A 23,204-nucleotide genomic window follows, 5' to 3' on the forward strand; every position below is an offset into this window, starting at 1 on the left:
AGAGATCCAAGTTTCCCTGAACCTCCCATTTGTCATACTTCTTTATTTATTATCTTTTTATATTATAAAACGCCTTAAGGCCTCTATATTCTGCCATATCAGCAAGTTCTTCTTCTATTCTTAATAACTGATTGTATTTAGCTACTCTTTCACTTCTTGCTGGAGCACCAGTTTTTATTTGACCTGCATTTACAGCTACAACAAGATCAGCTATAGTTGTATCTTCAGTTTCTCCTGATCTATGGGATATTACTGCAGTATATCCTGCTCTTTCAGCCATTTCTATAGCATTTAATGTTTCAGTTAAAGTTCCTATCTGATTTAATTTTATAAGTATGGAGTTTGCTACTCCCTTTTCTATACCTGTGCTTAATCTATTGGTATTTGTTACAAATAAATCATCTCCTACTAGCTGAACCTTATCTCCAAGTCTTTCAGTGATAAGTTTCCAACCTTCCCAATCCTCTTCTGCCATACCATCTTCTATGGATATTATAGGATATTTTTCAACTAGTTTTGCATAATATTCAACCATTTCAGCTGGAGTTAAAACTTTTCCTTCTCCTGCTAAATTATATTTTCCATTTTCATATATTTCTGAGGATGCTGGATCAAGTGCTATATAGATCTCTTTTCCTGGAGTATATCCTGTTTTTTCTATTGCCTCTACTATAACTTGTATAGCCTCTTCATTAGAGCTTAGGTTTGGAGCAAATCCGCCTTCATCACCTACTCCAGTATCATATCCCTTTGATTTAAGTATTGATTTTAATGAATGGTAAACCTCTGAACTCATTCTTAGAGCTTCAGCAAATGTTCTAGCACCTACTGGCATAATCATAAACTCTTGAAGATCTACGTTGTTATCTGCATGCTTTCCTCCATTTATTATATTCATCATTGGAACAGGAAGAACCTTTGAATTAACCCCTCCTATGTACTGATATAATCCTAGTCCAAGATATTCCGCTGCAGCTTTAGCACAAGCGAGTGACACACCAAGCATAGCATTGGCACCAAGTTTCCCTTTGTTTTCAGTTCCATCTAACTCAATCATGGTATTATCTATTGAAACTTGATCAAATACATTCATTCCAATAAGTTCCTGAGCTATTAGTGTATTTACATTATCTACGGCCTTTAATACACCCTTACCATTATATTTTGATTTATCTTCATCTCTTAATTCAACTGCTTCAAACATTCCAGTTGAAGCTCCTGAAGGTACTGCTGCTCTTCCTATAGTACCATCCTCAAGCACTACATCTACTTCTACAGTAGGACTACATCTTGAGTCCAATATTTGTCTTGCAACTACATCTACTATTTCTACATAACTTTTCATTTTATAAGCCTCCTAAATATTAATTATTATTATATTTTAATTATTTTCTAAATTAAACAATACTTTGCCTGTCATTTCCTTAGGAATAGAAATTCCCATCTCTGTGAGCATTGTTGGAGCGATGTCCGCTAGAACTCCACCTTCTATAAAGCTTTTAGAATTAGCATTATCACTTATATACATGAAAGGAACATGGTTTGTAGTATGAGAAGTAAATGCTCCTCCTGTAGAAAAATCCATCATTTGTTCTGCATTCCCATGGTCAGCAGTTACAAATACACTACCATTCATGCATAAAACTTTATCTATAATTTTACCCATGCACTCATCTACTACTTCTACAGCTTTTTTAGCTGCATCAATCACTCCTGTATGTCCTACCATATCAGGATTAGCAAAATTTAAAATTATCATATCATATAAATTTGTATCTAATCTCTTTAGTAGCTCTTCTGTAACTTCATAAGCACTCATTTCAGGCTGTAAATCATAAGTCGCAACCTTTGGAGATGGGATAAGAGCTCTATCTTCACCTTTATTTGGATATTCTATTCCTCCATTAAAGAAAAATGTTACATGTGCATATTTTTCTGTTTCTGCAATTCTTAGCTGCTTAAGCCCTAAACTGCTTACATATTCACCTAAAGTATTTTTATAACTCTCAGGTTTATAAGCTACTTTAACATTTTCTATAGTTTTATCATAAATAGTCATTGTTAAAAAATTAAGATTTAACGTTTCTCTATTAAATCCATCAAACATCTCGTCGTTTATTGCACGGGTAATCTCTCTCGCTCTATCTGGCCTAAAATTGAAGAAGATTACAGAATCATTATTTTGAATCATTCCTGTAGGCTTATCACCTTTCATTATAACTGTAGGAAGCACAAATTCATCTGTTTTATTATCATGATATGATTTTTGCACTGCCTCTATTGAGGATTGTGACTCCTCACCTTTCCCAAGTACCATTGCATTATAAGCAAGATTGATTCTTTCCCACCTTTTGTCTCTATCCATAGCATAATATCTACCTGAAATTGTAGCTATTTTACCTATGCCTATTTCAGCCATATAATCCTCTAAATCTTCAATATATTCTATTGCTGAACATGGTGGTACATCTCTTCCATCTAAAAATGCATGAACATACACATCTTTTAGTCCTTTTTCCTTAGCTAGTTTTATCAATGCTTTAAGGTGTTCTATATGAGAATGTACACCGCCATCTGAAAGTAGCCCTAATAGGTGTAGCGAAGACTTATTTTCAATGGCCTTATCCATTACCTCATTTATTTCTAAATTTTCAAAGAAGTTTCCTTCTTTTATTTCTTTTGTGATCCTTGTTAGTTCCTGATATATTATTCTTCCTGCACCTATATTCAAATGCCCTACTTCAGAATTCCCCATTTGTCCTTCTGGAAGTCCCACGCTTAAACCGCTTGCTTCAAGTTCTGTATGTGGATAACTATTAAAATATTTTGTGAAATTAGGCTTATTAGCCTTAGCTATAGCATTGCCTTCTATATTATCTGTTAATCCAAATCCATCTAAAATCATGAGCATTACTGGTCTCTTATTCATCTTTTTCCCCCTACTACACCTTAAAAGTTTACTATAGCTGCAAAGTCTTCTGATTTTAAACTCGCTCCTCCAACTAAAGCGCCGTCTATATCAGACATAGACATTTGTTCATTAATAGTAGCAGGTTTAACGGAGCCTCCGTATTGTATTCTCACTTTGTCCGCTACATTTTTACCATATATATTTTCTACTATGCCTCTTATAAACGCAATAGTTTCATTTGCTTCTGCAGATGTAGCTGTTTTACCTGTACCTATAGCCCAAATAGGTTCATATGCTATAACAATATTTTCTACTAATTCTTCTGGGATATTAGCCAAATCAAGCCTTACTTGTTTTGCTATAACTTCTTCTGTTATATCACTTTCTCTTTCATCTAAGGTTTCTCCTACACATAATATAGGTATTAAGTCATGATCAAATGCGGCTTTTATTTTTTTGTTTATTGTTTCATCTGTATCATTGAAATATTGCCTTCTTTCACTATGCCCAATTATTACATAATCTATACCCATATCTTGAAGCATTAGTGGAGAAACTTCTCCTGTAAAAGCACCCTTTTCTTCAAAGTGCATATTTTGCGCTCCTACTTTTATATTTGTTCCTTCTACAGCTTTTTTCACTGCATGTAGACATACAAATGTCGGACATACTACTACTTCACATTTCGCATCCTTAACCATAGGTTTTAATTCTCTCACAAGCTTAATTGCTTCATCTATGGTATTATGCATTTTCCAATTACCTGCAATTATAGGAATTCTCATTGATTTCACCACTTTCTAATTACTTATTGCTCAATGCTGTTATTCCTGGAAGTTCTTTTCCTTCTAAGAATTCAAGAGATGCTCCTCCTCCAGTTGATATGTGAGTCATTTCATCTCCAAAGCCTAATTGATTAACTGCAGCTGCACTATCTCCTCCTCCAATTACAGTAACAGCATTGGAATTTGCCATAGCCTTTGCAACTTCTAAGGTACCCTTAGCAAAGTTTTCAAATTCAAATACTCCCATAGGTCCATTCCAAATAACAGTCTTTGAAGATTTTATTTCATCAGCATACATCTTAGCTGTCTTTGGTCCGATATCCAATCCCATATGTCCTTCTTTGATATTTTCATTTTCTGTAGTTACAGGTTCTGCTGACGCATCAAATTTTGCTGCTATTACATGATCTACAGGAAGCATAAACCTTACGCCCTTTTCCTTCGCTTTTTCTACCATCTCTTTAGAATACTCCAGTTTATCTTCCTCTACTAAGGAATTTCCTATTGTATATCCTTGTGCTTTTAAGAAAGTATACGCCATACCTCCACCAATTATTAAAGTATCTACTTTATCTAAAAGGTTATTTATAACATTTATCTTATCTGAAACCTTTGCCCCGCCTAGTATCGCAACAAATGGTCTTTCTGGACTTTCCACCGTGTCTCCTAAAAACTTTAACTCTTTTTGAATTAAATATCCACATACAGATACCTGTACAAATTCAGTAACTCCTACTGTAGAGCAGTGTGCTCTATGAGCTGTTCCAAAGGCATCATTTACGAATACATCTGCCAGTGATGCTAATTCTCTTGAAAAACCTTCTTCATTTTTAGTTTCTTCTTTTCTAAATCTTGTATTCTCAAGAAGGACTATTTCTCCATCCTTCATTTCACTTACTGCCCTTTTAGAATTTTCCCCCACTACAGTATCATCTGCGGCAAATTTCACTTCACTATTTAAAAGTTCCGATAATCTTTTAGCTACAGGTTCTAAAGATAATTCCTTTTTAACTTCTCCTTTGGGCTTACCCATATGTGAACAAAGTATTACTCTTGCACTATTATCCATAAGATATTTAATAGTTGGAAGTGCTCCTAAAAGCCTATTCTCATCAGTTATATTTCCATCCTTTATAGGAACATTAAAATCGCATCTTACAAGTACTCTTTTCCCCTTAACATCTATATCTTCAATAGTTTTTTTATCAAATGCCATAGTTATCATCCTTTCCTTACATTAAAAAGGGTTTTGCCTTATAGCCATAACTACAAATCAAAACCCTCCTTTAGTTTATTGTTTAGCTATAATTTCAAATTATAGTCTATCTGCTACATATTTAGTTAAATCAGCAAGTCTATTTGAATATCCCCATTCATTATCATACCAAGAAATAACTTTAACCATATTTCCTTCTATAGTCATTGTTGACATAGCATCAATTATTGATGATCTTTCATCTCCTCTGAAATCTATAGATACTAATGGTTCCTCACAGAATCCAAGTATTCCTTTCATATCAGTTTCTGATGCCTTCTTGAATGCTGCGTTAACCTCATCTACAGTAACTTCTTTTGAAAGCTCTGCAACTAAATCTGTACATGATACTGTTGGAGTTGGAACTCTTAATGAAAATCCATTTAATTTCCCCTTTAATTGTGGTAATACTAATGCAACAGCCTTAGCAGCTCCAGTTGTTGTTGGCACCATAGATTCTGCAGCAGCTCTTGCTCTTCTTGGATCTCTATGTGGAGCATCTAATAATCTTTGATCTCCAGTATATGAGTGAATTGTTGTCATTAAGCCCTTTACTATTCCAAATTCTCTATCTAAAACTTTAGCAAATGGAGCTAAACAGTTTGTTGTACATGAAGCATTTGATATAATATGATGATTTGATGGATCATATTCTTCTTCGTTAACTCCAATAACTACTGTTATATCTTCATTTTTAGCTGGTGCTGAAATAAGTACCTTTTTAGCTCCTGCTTCAATATGAGCCTTAGCTTTTTCTGCATCAGTAAATAGTCCTGTTGATTCTATTACTATGTCAGCTCCAAGACTTCCCCATGGTAAATTTTTAGGATCTCTTTCAGCAAATATTTTTATTTCTTTTCCATTAACTACGATTGAAGATTCTTTAGCTTCAACAGTACCTTCAAATTTTCCATATAATGAATCATATTTTAATAAATGTGCCAATGTCTTTGCATCTGTTAAGTCATTTATTCCAACAACCTCTAACTGATCTTGATAATTCTTAACCAATGCCTTGAATACATTTCTACCTATTCTTCCAAAACCATTAATACCTATTTTAACCATAAAAATATTCCTCCTTGAAATAAATATATGTAAAGTTAATTTTAACCAAATAAACGATCTATCTTCAATTATAAGTAATTGAATTTTATTTTACAATGAAAAATTGTTAATAATATTTAAAATCTTTCTTGCTGCACCCTCATCAGTAATTAGGACTCCTCTTGGTTTATTTGTAAGAGTTGCAATTATAGCTTCTGCCTTAGATGTACCTCCTGCAACAGCTATAAGATACTTTATACTTTCTATATGCTCATCTTTGAGACCCATAGTAGGCGTAGAGTAAACTTCTTCTCCTATTTTATTAAAATAATACCCAAAGGCTTCTCCTACAGCTTCCTTTTTCTTAAGTATTTCAATTTCCTTATAGCTTAGGCCTCTTCTCTTCGCCATTTCTTCTGCTTTTCCAATTCCATAAATAAGTATATTGGCATTATATATAATATCTAGTACATCTTTTATTCCCTTTTCTTTAAACATAGCAGTTATAGCTTCTGCACTTAAATTATCTGGAACATGAAGCAGCTTGTAATTTGCATTTATTTTATTAGCAAGATTAGAAACCAATGTATTTGCTTGAGTTTCTAAAGTTCTTCCCATTCCACCTCTTGCAGGAACTACCATCATATTAGTTGGAGCATTAAACTTTGGCATATTATCTACTACTTCTTTTATGCTACTTCCACCAGTTAGTGTCAGTATAGTATCTTCCTCAAGAAGATTTCTTATATAACTTGCTGCAGCCTTTCCCATTTCTCTTAAAACATTTTCATCTTCATCTGAGTTTCCAGGAACTATAGTAATACTTATTAATTTTAATTTTTCTTTAAGTTTGCTTTCTAAATCAGCAAGTCCTTTTATATCATAAATGAAGTGTTTTAGCTTTTCTATTATATATTCTCCTTCTTCAGTAATCATCATACCTGGAGTTGTAATTTCTATAAAGTTTTGCTCTTTTAGAAAGTTTACTTCTGTTCTAACTATTCTTTCACTAAGCTCTAAGTTTTTTGAAAGCATTCTTCTTCCAATAGGTTGATTGTAGTATATATCTCGCAATATGGAGTATCTCTTTTCCATAACTTCTAGCATCTCAGGCACTATCTTTTGTTGTAACTTTAATATTTCCTCCAAGCACAACACCCCTCTGGTCATTTATTGTCCCGGGCATATCGTTATTGCCCCACTAATATTATAGCTCATTTGGAACCGCTTTCCAAGAGCTATAAATAATTTTTTTAAAATCTTTTTCTTCCCTTTGAAGATTTTATTCCCATTTCTTCTCTGTATTTTGTCACAGTTCGCCTCGAAATATTCACATTAACCTTCTTTAACTCATCTGAAATATATTGATCAGATAATGGATTTTTTTTATCTTCCTTATCTATTAAATTAGAAATTAACTTCTTCACATTAATAGAAGACATATTATCACTATTAGTTCCTTGTATAGACGTTGTGAATAAGCTCTTTATCTTTATAGTTCCCTTGCTTGTATGAATGTATTTATCTCTTATCGCTCTACTTATTGTTGACTCATGCATATTCAAACTATCTGCAATTTCTTTCAGAGTCATAGGTTTTAAATACCTTTCACCATAATCAAAATATTCCCTTTGTATTTCAACTATGCTTTCAAGAACCCTATATATTGTACTTTTTCTATTTTCTATACTTTTTATCAAGAAAGCAGCACTATCTAATCTATTTTTAACATATTCAACTGCGCTCTTATCCTCATTTTTATTTATTATCCCTTTATAAAGATTATTTATCATAAGCCTTGGAACTAAATCATCATTCATTATGATATAATACTTTTCACCAATCTTTTTTACATACGCATCAGGAATAATATAATTTACTTCTTCGCCAGTATAAAAGCCACTGGATGGTTTAGGCTGAAGTTTTTTTATAATATCCCCATATCTTTGTGCTTCAGTAGAAGTAATATTTAGGCTTTTTCCTATAATATTATATCTATTTTCAGCAATATCTTCTAGATGATTATCTATAATCTGAATCAATTTAAAATTTTCCATTTTTCTTTGAGAAAGCTGTATTTTTAAGCATTCCTTCAAATCTCTTGCTCCAACTCCATAAGGCTCTAAACTTTGAACTATTACTAAAGCCTTTTCTACAACATTTAATGGAATATGTATTTCTTTAGATATATCTTCTGTACTTACTCCCAAATACCCTTTAGAATCAATATTCTCTATTATATAATTACATATATGCTTTATGCAATCCTTTTCACTAAACTCTGCGATTTGTTCTTTTAAATATTCCTTCAAAGACTTTTTATTAGAAATAAAATTAAATGGTGAAACCTCTTCATCATCACCTTTTACATAGTTATTATGGGTATAGTCATCAAATTCCAAATACTTTATTATTTCTTTATAATCTAGCTTGTCTTCTTTTTTGTCGTATTTAGCCTCTAGCAGTGGATTTTCTTGAATTTCTTTTTCAATATACTCCTGAAGTTCAAAAGAAGATAATTGAAGTATTTTTATAGACATCTGCATTTGCTGTGTCATTATTAGCTTTTGTTCTTGATGCATAGATAATCCAAAATCTAAATTCATATACAATACACCCCTTATAATTTTTATTATAACATTTATATGAATTCAATTACAGGGTTATACGCAAAATCCATGCCAAAATTTCAAATAATTTTTAATTTTCAATTATACATTGTTAATATATGTTATAAATTTCAATTAAAAAAGTCCGCACTGCGGACTTTTTTAATAAATATAAATCATTAGTTATTCGATATTAATCGAATTTATCTCTGCCCCTTCTCGTAAGGTACACCATCTGCTGCTGGAGCTTGAGTTTTTCCAACGAATCCAGCAAGAGCTAGCATCGTAAGTATATATGGAAATGCCGCATATACTTCTCCAGGAAGGGTCCACCCAAATCCTTTTGCAAATAACTGAAATGTTTCTGCAAAAGCAAATAACATTGATGCCCACATAGCATTTATAGGCTTCCAATTACCAAATATCATAGCTGCTAGAGCAATAAATCCTCTACCACTTACCATATTTTCTCTATATAAATTCATTATACCTATAGAAAGAGTAGCTCCTCCCAATCCTCCAAGAACTCCTGAAAGTATTACACAAAAATATCTTATTCCGTATACACTTACTCCTAAAGTATCTGCCGCCTTTGGATGTTCTCCTACAGATCTTATTCTAAGTCCTAGTGGAGTCTTATATATTACATAATGAGATACAAATACTAATATAAATGCTATGAACACAAACCAATTTAGTTCTTTTAATATTGATCCAATGAAAGGAACCTTCCCCATCATTTCTGATGGATATGGAATTGATTTTACAACGCTTGTTTGTGAACCCGTCTTAAAGAACTTAACAATTAAAAAGCTTGTTAATGCTCCTGCAAATATATTTATAGCAACACCAGATACAACTTGTTCTGCCTTTAAGTGAATACTTAGATATGCATGTATAGCTGCCATGGCTGCTCCTGCAATCATAGCAAATATAAGACCTATCCAAGGGCTGCCTGTAACAAATGAACCATATACTGCAAAGAAAGCACCCGTTGTCATTATACCTTCTAGAGCTATATTTACAACTCCAGCCTTCTCTGAAAAAACTCCACCAAGAGCTGCAAATATAAGAGGTGTTGAGAGTCTTAACGTTGCGGCAATTATTCCTGTTATAGCTATATATACTCCACTATCCATTTGTCAAAGCCCCCTTTTTTCTTCTCTGTGATATAAGTTTAAATATATACTCTCCAGCAATAAATAGTACTATTATACCTTGAATTAAGTATGATATTGTTTTTGGTATCCCAAATAACATAAGAGTTGCTGAACTGTAATTTAATGCCGCAAATAATATTGCTGAAAAAAGTACTCCTATAGGATTGCTTTTAGCAACTAAAGCTACTGCTATACCATCAAATCCAAAGTTAGGGAATCCAAATAATTGAACCGATTGATGTTGTACTCCCATTACATGTATTGCTCCGCCAATACCTGCTATTGCTCCTGAAATTACCATTGAAAGTATTATATTTTTCTTTATACTTATTCCACCGTATTCTGCGGAAGTTGGGCTTAACCCTACTGCTCTTATTTCATACCCTATAGTAGTTTTCCAAAACAATATATAAACTAAAACTGCAAATATTAATCCTATAAATATTCCTATACTCAATCTATTATTAGGTCCTAAAAATCTAAATAGTTCTGCTGATTTTTGAATAAGCTCTGTACTTGCAGACCCCTGTTTATGAAAAGGTCCCATAGTTAAATAGTTTGTAAAATGCATAGCAATAAAATTCATCATAATAGTATTTACAACTTCATTAGTTCCTATTTTTGCTTTTAAATATCCTGGAATTCCTGCCCATAATGCTCCACCAGCCATTCCCGCTATAAGTATTAATATTACATGTAAAATTGCAGGTATTCCTGGAATCAATCCTATTATTGCCGCTGTAATCATTCCTATAATAAATTGTCCTTCGACACCTATGTTGAAAAGTCCAGTTTTGAATGCGACAGCGTGTGCAAGCCCTGTAAATATTAACGGTGTTGTAAATACAAAGGTTTCTATTAAATTTATTTTTGACCCAAAGCTTCCCTTCCAAATGGAGGTAAATAGTAACTGTGCCGAATCTAAAAAACCAAATCCTTTAGCCCACATTACAAAGAACACAGATATAATAAGAGCTAACAATATAGATAAAAAGGATACCGATAAATTTCTTACTGAATTTAAAACAGTTATAGTTTTTGCATTGTCTTTAGCCATCTACTTTACCTCCCTGCGTACCCTTTTTTAAAGTTCCACCGGCCATTAATATACCAAGTTTTTGATCTGTTGCATCCTTAACATTTAATGTATCTACTATTTCCCCATCATATATAACTGCAATCCTATCTGAAAGAGACATTACTTCATCTAATTCTAATGATACCAATAGTACCGCCCTTCCTTTATCTCTTTCTTGTACCAATCTTTTATGTATATACTCAATTGCACCTACATCAAGGCCACGGGTTGGTTGAACTGCAATTACGAGCTCTGGGTCTTTTTCGATTTCTCTTGCCACGATTAGTTTTTGTTGATTTCCTCCTGATAAAGATGAAGCTAATACATCTTCATTGGGAGTTCTTACATCAAATTCATCTATAAGTCTTTTTACATGTTCTCGTATTTTATGGTAATTCATCATTATGCCATTTGAAAAAGGTTTCTTATGATGTATACCTAATACAGAGTTTTCAAGGAGTGAATATTTTAAAACTAATCCTCTTTTATGTCTATCTTCTGGTATATGACCAACTCCTGCATCTGTTATCTCCTTAGTTGGTTTTCCGGTTATATCATTACCCTTCAAATATACTTTACCTTCTATTGGTTTTATAAGTCCTACTATAGATTCCACAAGTTCTTTTTGTCCGTTACCATCTACTCCTGCAATTCCTAGTATTTCACCAGATTTCACTTCCAGGTTTATGCCTTTTAATGCAGGTAGCTTTCTATGGTCTAATGCCTTTAGATTTTCTATCTTTAATATAGCTTCCCCTGGCTTTGATAGTTCTTTATTTACTGTAAGATTAACTTTTCTGCCTACCATCATTTCTGCAAGTTCATCTATATTGGTTTCCTTAGTATTAACAGTATTTATATACTTTCCTCTTCTTATTATTGTTACTCTATTACTCATGTTCATAACTTCTTTTAATTTATGAGTTATAAGTATTATAGACTTACCTTCTTTTGTTAAATTTTTAAGTATTGATCCAAGTTCTATTATTTCTTGTGGAGTTAAAACCGCTGTTGGTTCATCAAGTATAAGTATTTCTGCACCTCTATATAATGACTTTAATATCTCAACCTTTTGTTGTTGTCCTACAGTCATGTCTTCAATCACAGATCTAGGGTCAATGTGAAACCCATACTTCTCTGCAAGTTCTTTAGTATCGTTTTCTGCCTTTTTAATATCTATGTGGTACATTCCTTTTTTAGGTTCTTGACCCAAAACCATATTTTCAGCTACTGTAAAATTATGCACTAACATAAAATGCTGATGCACCATTCCTATCCCCAGCTTAATTGCATCCTTAGGATTTTTAATATTTACCTTATTCCCATTTACGTATATTTCACCTGTTTCTGGTTGATATAATCCATATAAAACGTTCATTAAAGTAGTTTTCCCAGCTCCATTTTCGCCAAGAAGAACATGTATTTCTCCTTTTTTAAGTTCAAAATCTACGTTGTCATTAGCTATAGTCCCTGGAAAGATCTTAGTTATACTTTTCATTTCTACAACTTTTTCCATCCAAATCCTCCTTTCCACAATGAAGTTTAAGTTCCAAATAATTATGTAAAAGGCTAGATGCGTAAGCACCTAGCCAAACTATTATAGCTGTGGAGCTTTAAAATCCTTAAGCTCATCCCTTGTACCTGGAACTTTAAACTTTCCTTCTTTTATAGCTTCTTTATATTTATTCGCTAATTCTATATATTCTTTAGAAACCTTTTCATTAACTGTAGACGCTATTCCAACTCTATCTTCTTTTATTCCAAGAACTTTATGCTGTCCTCCTTGGAAGCTTCCACCTTTAAGGTCTTTTATAGCATCATAAACTGATTCTCCAACCTTCTTTTCCATTGAAAACGCTATAACATCTTTATAATCTGGAAGTGCTGCCGCTTGGTCAGAGTCAACACCTATAGCCCATTTGTTCATTTCCTTAGCAGCCTTGAAAAGTCCAAGACCTACTCCACCTGCTGCATGGAACACTATATCACATCCACTGTTATATAACATTTTAGCTGCTTCTACACCTTTCTGTTGATCATCAAAGGAGTCAACATATTTAACATTTTTACCTGGAGTTTTAGCATTTACAGGCATTAAAAGTTTTCCTGCTTCTGGATTAACAGACATAACACCAGCTATAAATCCAGATTCAAATCTATTTATAACCTCTCCTTCTTTTCCACCTATAAATCCTACCTTATTAGTTTTAGTCATTTTTCCTGCTAATACTCCCGCAAGAAAAGATCCTTCTTCTTCTTTAAATGTTATTGATAAAGTATTTGGACTGTCAACCACAGCGTCAACTACAACAAATTTTTTATCTGTTAATTGTTTTGAAACATTTGCCATGGCCTGACTCATCATGAATCCACATCCAACTGTTAAATCAGCTGCTCCAGCCATAGTTCTTAAATTTGGTTCATAAGCATCCTGCTGCTTAGATTCTACAGCTGGAATTTGCTCAACACCAAGGTCTTTAGTTGCTCTGGTTATGCCTTCATGTGCAGATTGATTAAAGGATCCATCGTTGATACCGCCCTGATCGGTAACTAGACCTACTTTTAATGCAGTTGCTGCAGGCTTTGTACCACCTTGATCTGCAGGCTTCTTTTCCCCGCCACCGCAGCCTGCAAGTAATGACATTGTCATTATTGTTGCTGCTAATAATGAAACTATTCTTTTCTTGTTCATTTGTAATTCCCTCCTATAATAATTAAATAATGTAATCCTTAACATTACTATTCTACAAATAACCAAATTATCCTTCATTTATAAATATATGAAAAATAATTTTTACATTTGCATAATTCGAGATTAACTTATTCCATTTTATATTCAATGATCGTAATTAATTATGATGAGTATTCCTCTATGAAAAACACTCCGCAAGCTCCTCTCCCTGCATGAACACCAACTACGCAACCCACTTCACATTCCATAAAATCATTGCCATTCTCACAAAGGTACTCTTTAAGTTGTAATCGTACATCATCATTTTCAACTTGGAGAAGTGCCATAGGTTCTCCCTTTTGTATTCCATTTTGGTTCATATAATCTATAATATATCTTGCTGCTTTTCTGCTTCCCCTTACTTTATCTATTACAGTCATTTCTCCATTAACCACTCCAAGTATTGGCCTTATTCCAAGAATATTACCAATAACTCCCGCAGTCTTAGAAAGCCTTCCGCCCTTGACTAAGTTATCTAAATGCTCAAATGCTAATGCAGCTTTAGCATGGGGTATTGTATTTTTAATTTCCATTTTTATTTCATCTATAGAAATTCCCTTTTCTTTTAATATGGCAGCTTTCACAACTAGTATTCCAAGTCCCGAGGTTACATTTAATGAATCTATTACTACTATATTTTCAGTGTCTAACATATCCCTTGCAATACATGCAGACTGATAAGTTCCACTCATTTTAGATGATAAATGTATAGATACTATTTTATACCCTTCGTTTAAATATTTCTTATAATACTCTAAAAACCGCTGTGGGTTTATTTGTGAGGTAGTAGGGAAAGCTTCAGACTTATCCATTCTGTCCAATAGTTCTCTTAAAAATATATCTACGCCATCCTTATAGGTATTTTCTTCAATATTTACTAATAGAGGTATAACTTCTATATCATATTTCTCTACTATAGACTTTGGCAAATCTGCAGTACTATCCGTTACTATCTTTATTTTTTCCAACACCCTGCCTCCTATTTCATATTTGGAAATTCCATTTGCCTTAATGCCTCATAGGTCATTATAGATACAGTATTAGATAAATTTAAAGATCTAGTTGAACTCTCTATCATAGGTACCCTTATACATGTTTCAGTGTTTTCTTTTCTTATGTAATCAGGCAGTCCACTAGACTCTCTTCCAAATACGATAAAATCTCCTTGTTTAAACTTTACATCTGAGTAAAGCTTATCTGCATGGGTAGTTGAAAAATAAAACGTGCTATCTGCATACTTTTCTCTAAGTTCCTCATAGGATTCATAAATAGTTAGGTCTAAGTACTTCCAATAATCCAGCCCTGCTCTTTTTAAATGTTTTTCATCTAAACTAAAACCTAAAGGTTTTATAAGATGAAGCTTAGAATTTGTAAGAACGCAAGTCCTCGCTATATTTCCAGTATTTTGTGGTATTTCTGGCTGAAACAAAACTATATTTAAATTCAATTTTTTTCCCCCTTACTTATTTAACTCATCAGTACAAATCTATAATAAATATATTACTCTAATATTACTAATTATTCAATTACCACTTTGTATTAAGCACCGTACCCCTTTACACTACTTGATTTATATAGTAAATCTTCATTTGATAATTATATTACATATTTTATAATTTTGTTTTCAAATATTGTTTCTATCTGATTTGTAAAAAAGACCTTTATTTCCTCTAACTCTTCCCTTTTATATACAAACTTTCCGTATCCAAACTGCCCATGTTTATATTTTCTTTCCTCATCAATCATTGGTAATGTAGTTTGCGGAAATACTTCTAATATTATATTTTTTGCTCTGGTTGTATACCTATGTGAAATAATTTCAAATGTTATTGGATATCTTAAATCCCTTGGGATTTTATCATGTAATTCTAATAATAAGTTCTTATAATCTTCTTTCCAATTGTCATATAAAAATACTGGCGCTATAATAAAACCTACTGGATATCCGGCTTTTGCTACTTTTGCACTTGCTTCTATTCTTTTATCAATTGGCGCAGTTCTCTTTTCATAGTCGCTGATAACTTTAAAAGTATTTAAGGTAAACCTTATTTCAGTATTGCCATTATGCTTCAAATTAAGCAGTCCATCTACATCATTATATTTTGTAACAAATCTAAACCTGCCATTTGTACTTTCCCCGAAAAACTCTATAGTCTTTGCTAAAGAATGTGTATATGGTTCAATTGGCACAGGATCTGAGGTTGCCGATCCTTCAAATATTGTCATCTCTGGAAGTCTTTCATCTATATACTCTTTAGCTTTAATAAGTATATTCTCTATATTAACATTAACCTTTATATATGGTTTATCCCCTAGATTAGTATTTAAATAACAATACTCACATTGCCCTATGCAGCCTGACACCAAAGGTAATTGATAATGTGCTGATGGCTTACAGGATTGATACTTAAATCCCTTTTTTACCCCTACTACTAAGGTATTTTTCCCTGACCTATAAAACTCATATAAGTTATCTCCAGGAATGCTTTGCTTTATCTTGTTAGATGTTAATTGTATTATTTCTACATCTGACGCACTTTTAAACTTCTCATATATATTTTTACCTATTTCATAATCTAACGAACCCTTCTCAAAAATTATTCTCCTAGGTATAAACATAACTTTCCTCCTAGCTTATAATACAAATTTTTCTATAGCTTTTGCTACCCCATCATTATCATTAGTATCTGTTATATAATGCGCACTTTCTTTTACGAAATCCTCTGCATTACCCATTGCAATTCCAAGACCTGCATATTTTATCATGGATAAATCATTCTCATTATCTCCCATACATATTATCTCACTTCTATCAATGCCATAATAATTTGCAAGCATCTCTACCGCTTTCCCCTTAGATACTCCCTTTGCCATTATTTCAAAATTCTTTTTCAAGGAACTTACTACTTCTAGAGTTTCTATTTTATTAATTTCTTCCTTAGCTTTTTTAATCTTTTCTATATCTTTATCTATAACTATGCATTTTAGTATTTCACCTTCATTTTCCTTTAATACCTTTTGCCAATCTTCTACAATACAAATTTTTATTTTTCTGTCCTCTGGTAAAGTTTCATTTAACCTAGAATAAAACAAGGATGAGTTAATGATCCTTTCTGTAAAAATAGAATCATAGGTATTAAAGTGAGGATATAAATCAAATGTCTTGAGTATTTCAACTACTTTTATGGCATTATCATAACCTAAAAGTGATTTATATATAACCTTATCACTGGACTTCTCTCTTATATATGCTCCATTAGATGCTATAACAGGAGTTTTTACCTCTAAAAGATCTGCAAAGTAATTAGCAGATGCAAATAGCCTTCCTGTAGTAACGGCTACATTTACTCCGTTTTTAGAAGCCATCTTAATAGCCTCTAAATTTCTTTTACTTATTTCTCCAGTTTTATTTAACAATGTTCCATCCATATCTATACATATTAATTTATATTTCAATTCAAACATCCCTTTCATTAATTATTATTTACATAATACTTATTATATAAATAGTGCCTATTTCTGTCCAACTCAGTATCTGTATATATTGTTCTTTATAACTTAATTTTATATGTAATTAAAAAGGAACCTTTGCCTAAGGCAAAAGTTCCCTTGTTATGTGGAGGCACTTTAACTTTGATATTTCAAACTTTACTGGTGCGGATAACAGGATTTGAACCTGCACGAAGTCTCCTTCACTAGAACCTGAATCTAGTGCGTCTGCCAATTCCGCCATATCCGCATTACCATAATATTCTATATAAATATTATAACATGTATACTTTAATTTACAATACTACAAAATAAAAGAATATATACTTAACTTTACTTTGCTTACCTCTTAGATATTTTTCTATAGAATTATAATAACTTATCTTATCTAATCCTTTTAGATTATTATATTGTCCATAATATTCTTCATAAGCTAAAGTACATAAATCGCTCATTAGGAATCTAATATAGACATCATCATAGTTTTTCCAAAACTCTAAATCGCCAGTATTAACTGGAATAATTATTCCCTCAGTTTTTAATCTTAATAATATATATTGATACAGAGGAATTACACTTTGTGATTTTATAATTTTATTTTTTCTGTACTTTTTAATTAACATAAATATACATATAACAAAAAACACTCCTAATACAATCCACAATACTTTATTTATAACAATCTCTTTTAAATCTATGTTTTTTTCTTCTTTTTCCAATTGCTGTTGTATCTTTTGGTCACCTTTATTAATCTCCTGTGACTTTTCCTGAATTTCGTTATTTTCTTTTTCTTTAGCCTTTTCTTCCTGCGTCCTTAAAATTTCCGGGGCACTAGGCACTGCATCAAATACTCCCCACGTGTTATATGTAGGGGATATTAAAACTTCTACCCAAGCGTGAGCATTTTTATTTGTAACCACATAAAGCCCATTTTCATTCTTATTATTGGTCATATTGAATCCTTCTACATATCTTGCAGGAATACCCGCCATTCTAAGCATTACTACAGAAGCTGTTGCAAAATAAGTGCAATATCCCTTTTTTTCTTCAAATAGAAAGTAGTCTACAAACTCCTTATTTTCAGGAATGTTAGAAACTTCAAGAGAATACTTATAATTTTTATTAAGATAATTATATATACTCATTAGACTTTCAGAAGCATTATTATTTTTGGATGTTATTTGTTTCGTTAAATCATACACCCTACTGGGAATGTTTTCAGGCAATTCTAAATATCTTTTATAATTTTCCATTTCTCCTTCCAGATAAGATTTCTTATATTCAAAATCTATAGCATCCATTACTATGGAATTTTTTGTATCAGGGGTTATTTTACTGTATTTTTGGCTATCATCATAAAACCTTATAGTATATGGTGTACTTATCACCTTAGAAGACATTAAATCTCCTTCCTTGTTTATATATAAAGTTTTATTATCAATAGACATTCCCTGTATATATAAAGTTGAAAAAACAGTAGTAGTATAGAAGTTAGTTGGATAAATAGTTAACTCATTTTCCGTACTTTCTGTTTTAAGAAAGAAGCTTCTACCCCCTTCAATCTTTGGAAGTGGATTTCTATCTCCCACTTTTTCAAATGTATCACTACTATTTCTCCAAGAAAATCCATCATAAAAATCCTTAGAACTTCCCCTTAAATAATATGGTCTATCACTTCTTACCTTGAAAACTTCTCTATCATCTACCGTAACAGGGCCTCCAAGCTTTGATTCTGTACTGGGATAACCTGATGATGATATATTATACATATGGCTTGCAGCATTTTTACTAGGAAAAAGTTTATTTGTAATATTATCTCTTACTTCACCATAATGACCTTTATAATTATTAGGAAAAAAACTTTGCAAAGATGAAATTATTAAACTTAGTATAACAATGTAAAGAACAGTCTTTACAATGGGCAACTCTGCTTTTATACTCTTTTGCTTTAGTACTATTTTTTCCTTAAAAAAATTGTTTATTGAAAAAGTTATTATAGTCAGCATAAGATATGAAAACAAATACTTTTTTACTATAAAAGTATATCCGTAATACCAGAAAAAAGCAGTAGCTGCAAAAGTTATAATTAATATAAAATTAATAAATATACTTGAAAAAAATATAGATATTAATATGAGTAACGGAAGTAAAGTTAAAATTAAAATTTTGTACTGAGAAAACTCAGTACCCTCCCTATTATATATGGCATTATTTAAATACTGCATATAAGAATTGTTTTTTATAATTAACTTATTTATATATTCTATGTTGTTATATATACCCAAAAACAACATACTTACAATAAGTAATATTAGCAAAATCTTAATATAGGACTTTTTTATTATAAATTTAAAAACGTATACTAATGCTATTACCATTAAAAATAAGAAGGAGACTGTCACATAAGAAAAGTTACTTATTTTAAAGGCAACCTCCATTACTCTAAATATGAATATGAAATTTAAATAAATTAGTATAATCCTTATCGAAAACTCTTTTATACCTTTCATATCATTCCTCTTCTTTTATAAGTTCTCTATATGACAACGCATTAATATCATTTTTTTTAAGTTGTTCCAGGAGCCTTAGATCTTTAAAGTCTATATTGACGTACACAACTTCTAAATTATATCCCATTCTTTTTAGGCTTGTTATTATATTTACTTGTTCTTCTGTTAATACCCCAGTAATTATTATCAAAGTGCTCTTACCTACACTGTTTAAGGAATCATATACGAAAGATTGAAATTTTCCTTCTCCATTGCTTTTATGAAGAAGGAAGTATTCCATAAGTTCGCTAACGTCTCCTCTTTTTTCAATGTAAAAGCTTCTATTTTCCTGATTTTTTATATAAACCTTTGTTTTTATACATTTATCTTGTAAATAACTTACAAGTGAAATGCAAAGTTCTACTGTTTTTTCCTCAACTACGTCTTCCTCTATAATATTTAATTTATTCATGTTTAATAAAATGCTGTATTTTTCTCCAGAGGAATAATCAAAGTTTTTTATATACAGTTCTCCATACTTAGCACTTAATTTCCAGTGTATGTTTTTCAAACTATCTCCTACTCTATACTTTCTAATGTCTCTTACAGAGGATTCGCCATCTACGTTTTTTCTATTTGAATTTATTATGCTAATTTCATTATATCCATGAACTATTTTAGAATTAAAAGAGTGCACCTTAGGATACACACTTATACATTGATTACTCTTCAATATAAAAGTTGTAGTAAAAATATATAAAAAGTCCTTTATTATAATTTCTGTAACTCCTAAATTATATATCCCTCTAATATTAAAGCATAATTTCTCCTTTATTCTTTTATTTTTATCCCCTGAAAGAATCACTACATCATTTTTAAAATTTCTCCCAAAATCACATAATGTCTTATTAAATATTTGTAAATATGGGATGGGAAGTATACTATAATTTTTGATTATAACTGTAAATTCACATGGCTCCTTGGTATATAACTTATCATTATTAAATCTTATTTCTACTGCAACCTTTTTTCTAATATATATCAAGTAAATAAACGCAATTATTAACGATAAAAAAGCACTATGAAATAATGAGTATGCAAAAATACTTCCATCTAAATATGCATAAGTTAACGTACCTAAAAGCAGTATTATAAAAAACCTCTTTATCTTTATCATTTTATGTCTCTCTTAATTCTAGGTATAGGTATTGTTTTTATAATATCTTTTATGACTTGCTCTTGAGTATAATTATTAGCTCTCCCAACGGGTGAAAGTATAATTCTATGCGCATATACCTTCACTACATTTTCCTTCACATCTTCAGGAATTACGTAAGTTCTACTATTTATAAGAGCTGAAGCTTGAGCTATTTTAAGTAAAGCTAATGAAGCTCTAGGACTTACCCCTAATGATACGTATTTATTATTTCTTGTAGCCTCTGAAAGATTGACTATATAAGTGTTTATATCATCTGATACATATATTCCTCTGCATATTTTCTGAAGCTCTAATAAGTCTTCCCTACTTCCAATTACATTTACTTTTCCAATAGGGTTTTCATTTCTGTAAACCTTAAGCATTTTTTCTTCGTAACTTTTTTCTGGATATCCTATATTAACCTTTATCATAAACCTATCCAATTGGGCTTCAGGCATTATAAAAGTTCCCTCATATTCTATGGGATTTTGAGTTGCGAGTACTATAAATGGCTCTAAAAGTCTATAGGTTTCCCTTCCCTCAGAAACTTGCTTTTCCTCCATTACCTCTAAAAGAGCCGACTGGGTTTTGGGTGAAGTTCTATTTATCTCATCTGCCAGTAGTATATTTGTGAATATAGGTCCTTCTATAAACTGAAATTCCTGAACTGTTTGATTATATATAGAGACCCCTAAAATATCTGATGGCAATAAGTCTGGTGTAAATTGGATACGACTATAGTTTAAATTAAGGGATTTTGCCAAGGCCTTTACTAGTGTGGTTTTTCCTACTCCTGGGACATCCTCTATAAGTATGTGTCCTCCTGCAATTATGCCTTTTAGTATATTAAAAATCTCATATTCTTTTCCTATTATTATATTATTAACATTATAAACTATATTCTTTATAAATTTTTCGCTATCCATATTTCTCCCCCCATTTCTTTATAATTATATCCAATTATAAAGAAAAAAACATACATTAAATTAATTCTTTAATGTATGTTCTTACATTTAACCTTTCTTAGTTCCTACTTTTATTAGTCCATTTACAGGTCTATAAAAATCGTTTGATATAAGTTCTTTATCTATAAGTCTTCCATTTTCATAGATATTTTGATAAACCCTTACTTTATATCCTGTATAAGCCTTTTGAGTTACTTGCTGCTCACCTTCTGGTAATGAGGCATCTTGTACTGTTTGTGTTGTTGATGGAATGGTTTCATATATTTCTGAAGTTACATCATAACTTCTGGAGGTTAATTGATTATTTGAATATACACTAAATGCCACATTTCCTCCTGCAGTATATGCTTCAATATATATAGGATAATTTAATGTATTTTTAAACTTATAATCAATAGTTCCCCAATCCACAGTGGCATCTCTTCCTAATGGCACATAACTAGATGGCAAGGTATGATGAGCCCTTTCAGTAGACTTTAGGTTAGCTCTAAGTATGGCATTGTATAAAGTAGATGATACCTGGCATATTCCGCCACCAAGTCCTGATTCAATTTGATTTCCTACTATAACACCTGCCGCTTGATATCCCCTTGCTACAGTTCTTTCTCCCACAACTCCATTAAAACTAAATGTATCTCCCGGCATTAATACAGTACCATTTATACTTTGAGTTGCCCTTTCAATATTATTAGCTCTTTGTGGAGATGAAATCGCTCCATAATTAGTTGAAAAAGATGAAATCCTTGTATTTATTAATCTAAGTTTATCAGAAGTTATAGTAGGCTTTATTTCTTCTATAGGTGCCTCTATTTCTATATTTACCCCAACTTCTCCATTAATCTTAGATGAGAGATCTTTTTGTAACTTATCACTTGTAAGCTTTCTTCCTGATTGATGCTCTGAAACACTAAATCCTCCTACTTTCGTAAGCTTTGCATTTATAGGTTCCCTATTTATTTCCTTTTCTATATTTGCAATAAAACTTTTAACATTTTTATCGTTATAGGAAAAATCTAGATTAACATTTTTTTGCACAGGATTCTTTATAAGCTTATATTTTGAAATAAGATTTGAACTTTTCCCGTAGTTTAAAGCCTCGTTTGTTGCTTTATCTAAATCAAATTTAGCACCTATTTCCCCAAACTTAATGTTGTACTTTTTTTCTGGAGTATTTATAGCAAGTTCCTTTGTAACTATTTTATCTAAATACTCGCTTTTAAGTATCTTTTTAGCTTCTTCTGGTGTCTTTTTAGATAAGTCCGTTTTGCCCACAACTACCCCTGGATATATTAATCCTTCATAGGCTTTGACTGTGTTATACATGTAACTTATCCCTGCAGATACTATACCTGCAACTGTTATAACTGAAAATAATAGTATTAATATTAGTGCTTTTTTCTTCTTTCTTTTCTTCCTCTTTTTTTCCACATGTATCACCTCTAACTTCCTAATATATTATACTAATAAAAATGTGCTTGTACAACAAT

General features: G+C 31.6%; 19 protein-coding genes and 1 tRNA gene. All 20 read right to left on the minus strand.

Translation table 11 applies throughout. The features are described from left to right. Positions 1-49: 49 nt before the first annotated feature. Positions 50-1,345, minus strand: a complete 1,296-nt coding sequence (gene eno, locus JOC70_RS09710) for a phosphopyruvate hydratase (RefSeq protein ID WP_186428805.1) — start codon at positions 1,343-1,345, stop codon at positions 50-52. Positions 1,346-1,381: 36 nt separating this feature from the next. Then, the gene (gene gpmI / locus JOC70_RS09715) at positions 1,382-2,929 is read right to left on the minus strand and encodes a 2,3-bisphosphoglycerate-independent phosphoglycerate mutase (RefSeq protein WP_204598698.1); all 1,548 of its coding nucleotides are present in this window, start codon (positions 2,927-2,929) and stop codon (positions 1,382-1,384) included. 20 nt (positions 2,930-2,949) lie between these two features. Next, a complete protein-coding gene (gene tpiA / locus JOC70_RS09720; protein ID WP_204598699.1) occupies positions 2,950-3,696 on the minus strand; it encodes a triose-phosphate isomerase in 747 nt (248 codons plus the stop codon). A 19-nt stretch (positions 3,697-3,715) separates the two neighbouring features. Then, positions 3,716-4,912 (minus strand): phosphoglycerate kinase, encoded by a 1,197-nt coding sequence (locus JOC70_RS09725; RefSeq protein ID WP_204598700.1) that lies wholly within the window; start codon positions 4,910-4,912, stop codon positions 3,716-3,718. Between the two features lie 99 nt (positions 4,913-5,011). Further along, positions 5,012-6,019, minus strand: coding sequence for a type I glyceraldehyde-3-phosphate dehydrogenase (gene gap / locus JOC70_RS09730; protein ID WP_204598701.1), 1,008 nt, complete (start codon positions 6,017-6,019; stop codon positions 5,012-5,014). Between the two features lie 90 nt (positions 6,020-6,109). Beyond that, positions 6,110-7,147 (minus strand): sugar-binding transcriptional regulator, encoded by a 1,038-nt coding sequence (locus tag JOC70_RS09735; protein WP_204598702.1) that lies wholly within the window; start codon positions 7,145-7,147, stop codon positions 6,110-6,112. 104 nt (positions 7,148-7,251) lie between these two features. After that, a complete protein-coding gene (gene rpoN, locus JOC70_RS09740) occupies positions 7,252-8,604 on the minus strand; it encodes an RNA polymerase factor sigma-54 (RefSeq protein ID WP_204598703.1) in 1,353 nt (450 codons plus the stop codon). 206 nt (positions 8,605-8,810) lie between these two features. Beyond that, positions 8,811-9,746 carry an ABC transporter permease gene (locus JOC70_RS09745; protein WP_204598704.1) on the minus strand — a complete coding sequence of 312 codons (936 nt, stop codon included), beginning with the start codon at positions 9,744-9,746 and terminating at the stop codon, positions 8,811-8,813. Further along, the gene (locus JOC70_RS09750) at positions 9,739-10,824 is read right to left on the minus strand and encodes an ABC transporter permease (protein ID WP_204598705.1); all 1,086 of its coding nucleotides are present in this window, start codon (positions 10,822-10,824) and stop codon (positions 9,739-9,741) included. Before JOC70_RS09750 ends, JOC70_RS09745 begins: the two co-directional genes overlap by 8 nt. Further along, positions 10,817-12,361, minus strand: coding sequence for an ABC transporter ATP-binding protein (locus JOC70_RS09755; protein ID WP_204598706.1), 1,545 nt, complete (start codon positions 12,359-12,361; stop codon positions 10,817-10,819). Before JOC70_RS09755 ends, JOC70_RS09750 begins: the two co-directional genes overlap by 8 nt. 81 nt (positions 12,362-12,442) lie before the next feature. Further along, positions 12,443-13,537: a BMP family lipoprotein gene (locus JOC70_RS09760; protein WP_204598707.1), complete on the minus strand. Its 1,095-nt coding sequence runs from the start codon at positions 13,535-13,537 to the stop codon at positions 12,443-12,445. A gap of 161 nt (positions 13,538-13,698) precedes the next feature. Then, complete coding sequence (locus JOC70_RS09765; protein ID WP_204598708.1) at positions 13,699-14,544, minus strand: DegV family protein; 846 nt, start codon at positions 14,542-14,544, stop codon at positions 13,699-13,701. An 11-nt stretch (positions 14,545-14,555) separates the two neighbouring features. Further along, positions 14,556-15,023 carry a tRNA (cytidine(34)-2'-O)-methyltransferase gene (locus tag JOC70_RS09770; protein WP_204598709.1) on the minus strand — a complete coding sequence of 156 codons (468 nt, stop codon included), beginning with the start codon at positions 15,021-15,023 and terminating at the stop codon, positions 14,556-14,558. 149 nt (positions 15,024-15,172) lie between these two features. Beyond that, positions 15,173-16,195, minus strand: coding sequence for a spore photoproduct lyase (gene splB, locus JOC70_RS09775; protein WP_204598710.1), 1,023 nt, complete (start codon positions 16,193-16,195; stop codon positions 15,173-15,175). Positions 16,196-16,210: 15 nt separating this feature from the next. After that, positions 16,211-17,032, minus strand: a complete 822-nt coding sequence (locus JOC70_RS09780) for a Cof-type HAD-IIB family hydrolase (RefSeq protein WP_204598711.1) — start codon at positions 17,030-17,032, stop codon at positions 16,211-16,213. A gap of 196 nt (positions 17,033-17,228) precedes the next feature. Further along, positions 17,229-17,315 (minus strand) — tRNA-Leu (locus tag JOC70_RS09785). 46 nt (positions 17,316-17,361) lie between these two features. Beyond that, positions 17,362-19,575, minus strand: coding sequence for a transglutaminase-like domain-containing protein (locus JOC70_RS09790; protein ID WP_204598712.1), 2,214 nt, complete (start codon positions 19,573-19,575; stop codon positions 17,362-17,364). Position 19,576: 1 nt separating this feature from the next. Next, positions 19,577-20,731, minus strand: a complete 1,155-nt coding sequence (locus tag JOC70_RS09795) for a DUF58 domain-containing protein (protein WP_204598713.1) — start codon at positions 20,729-20,731, stop codon at positions 19,577-19,579. Further along, positions 20,728-21,678 (minus strand): AAA family ATPase, encoded by a 951-nt coding sequence (locus JOC70_RS09800; RefSeq protein WP_204598714.1) that lies wholly within the window; start codon positions 21,676-21,678, stop codon positions 20,728-20,730. Before JOC70_RS09800 ends, JOC70_RS09795 begins: the two co-directional genes overlap by 4 nt. Positions 21,679-21,765: 87 nt before the next feature. Further along, the gene (locus JOC70_RS09805; protein WP_341534880.1) at positions 21,766-23,145 is read right to left on the minus strand and encodes a VanW family protein; all 1,380 of its coding nucleotides are present in this window, start codon (positions 23,143-23,145) and stop codon (positions 21,766-21,768) included. Positions 23,146-23,204 lie beyond the last annotated feature (59 nt).

This window comes from Clostridium pascui (genome assembly GCF_016908015.1).
GTDB classification, from domain to species: Bacteria; Bacillota; Clostridia; order Clostridiales; family Clostridiaceae; genus Clostridium_AK; species Clostridium_AK pascui.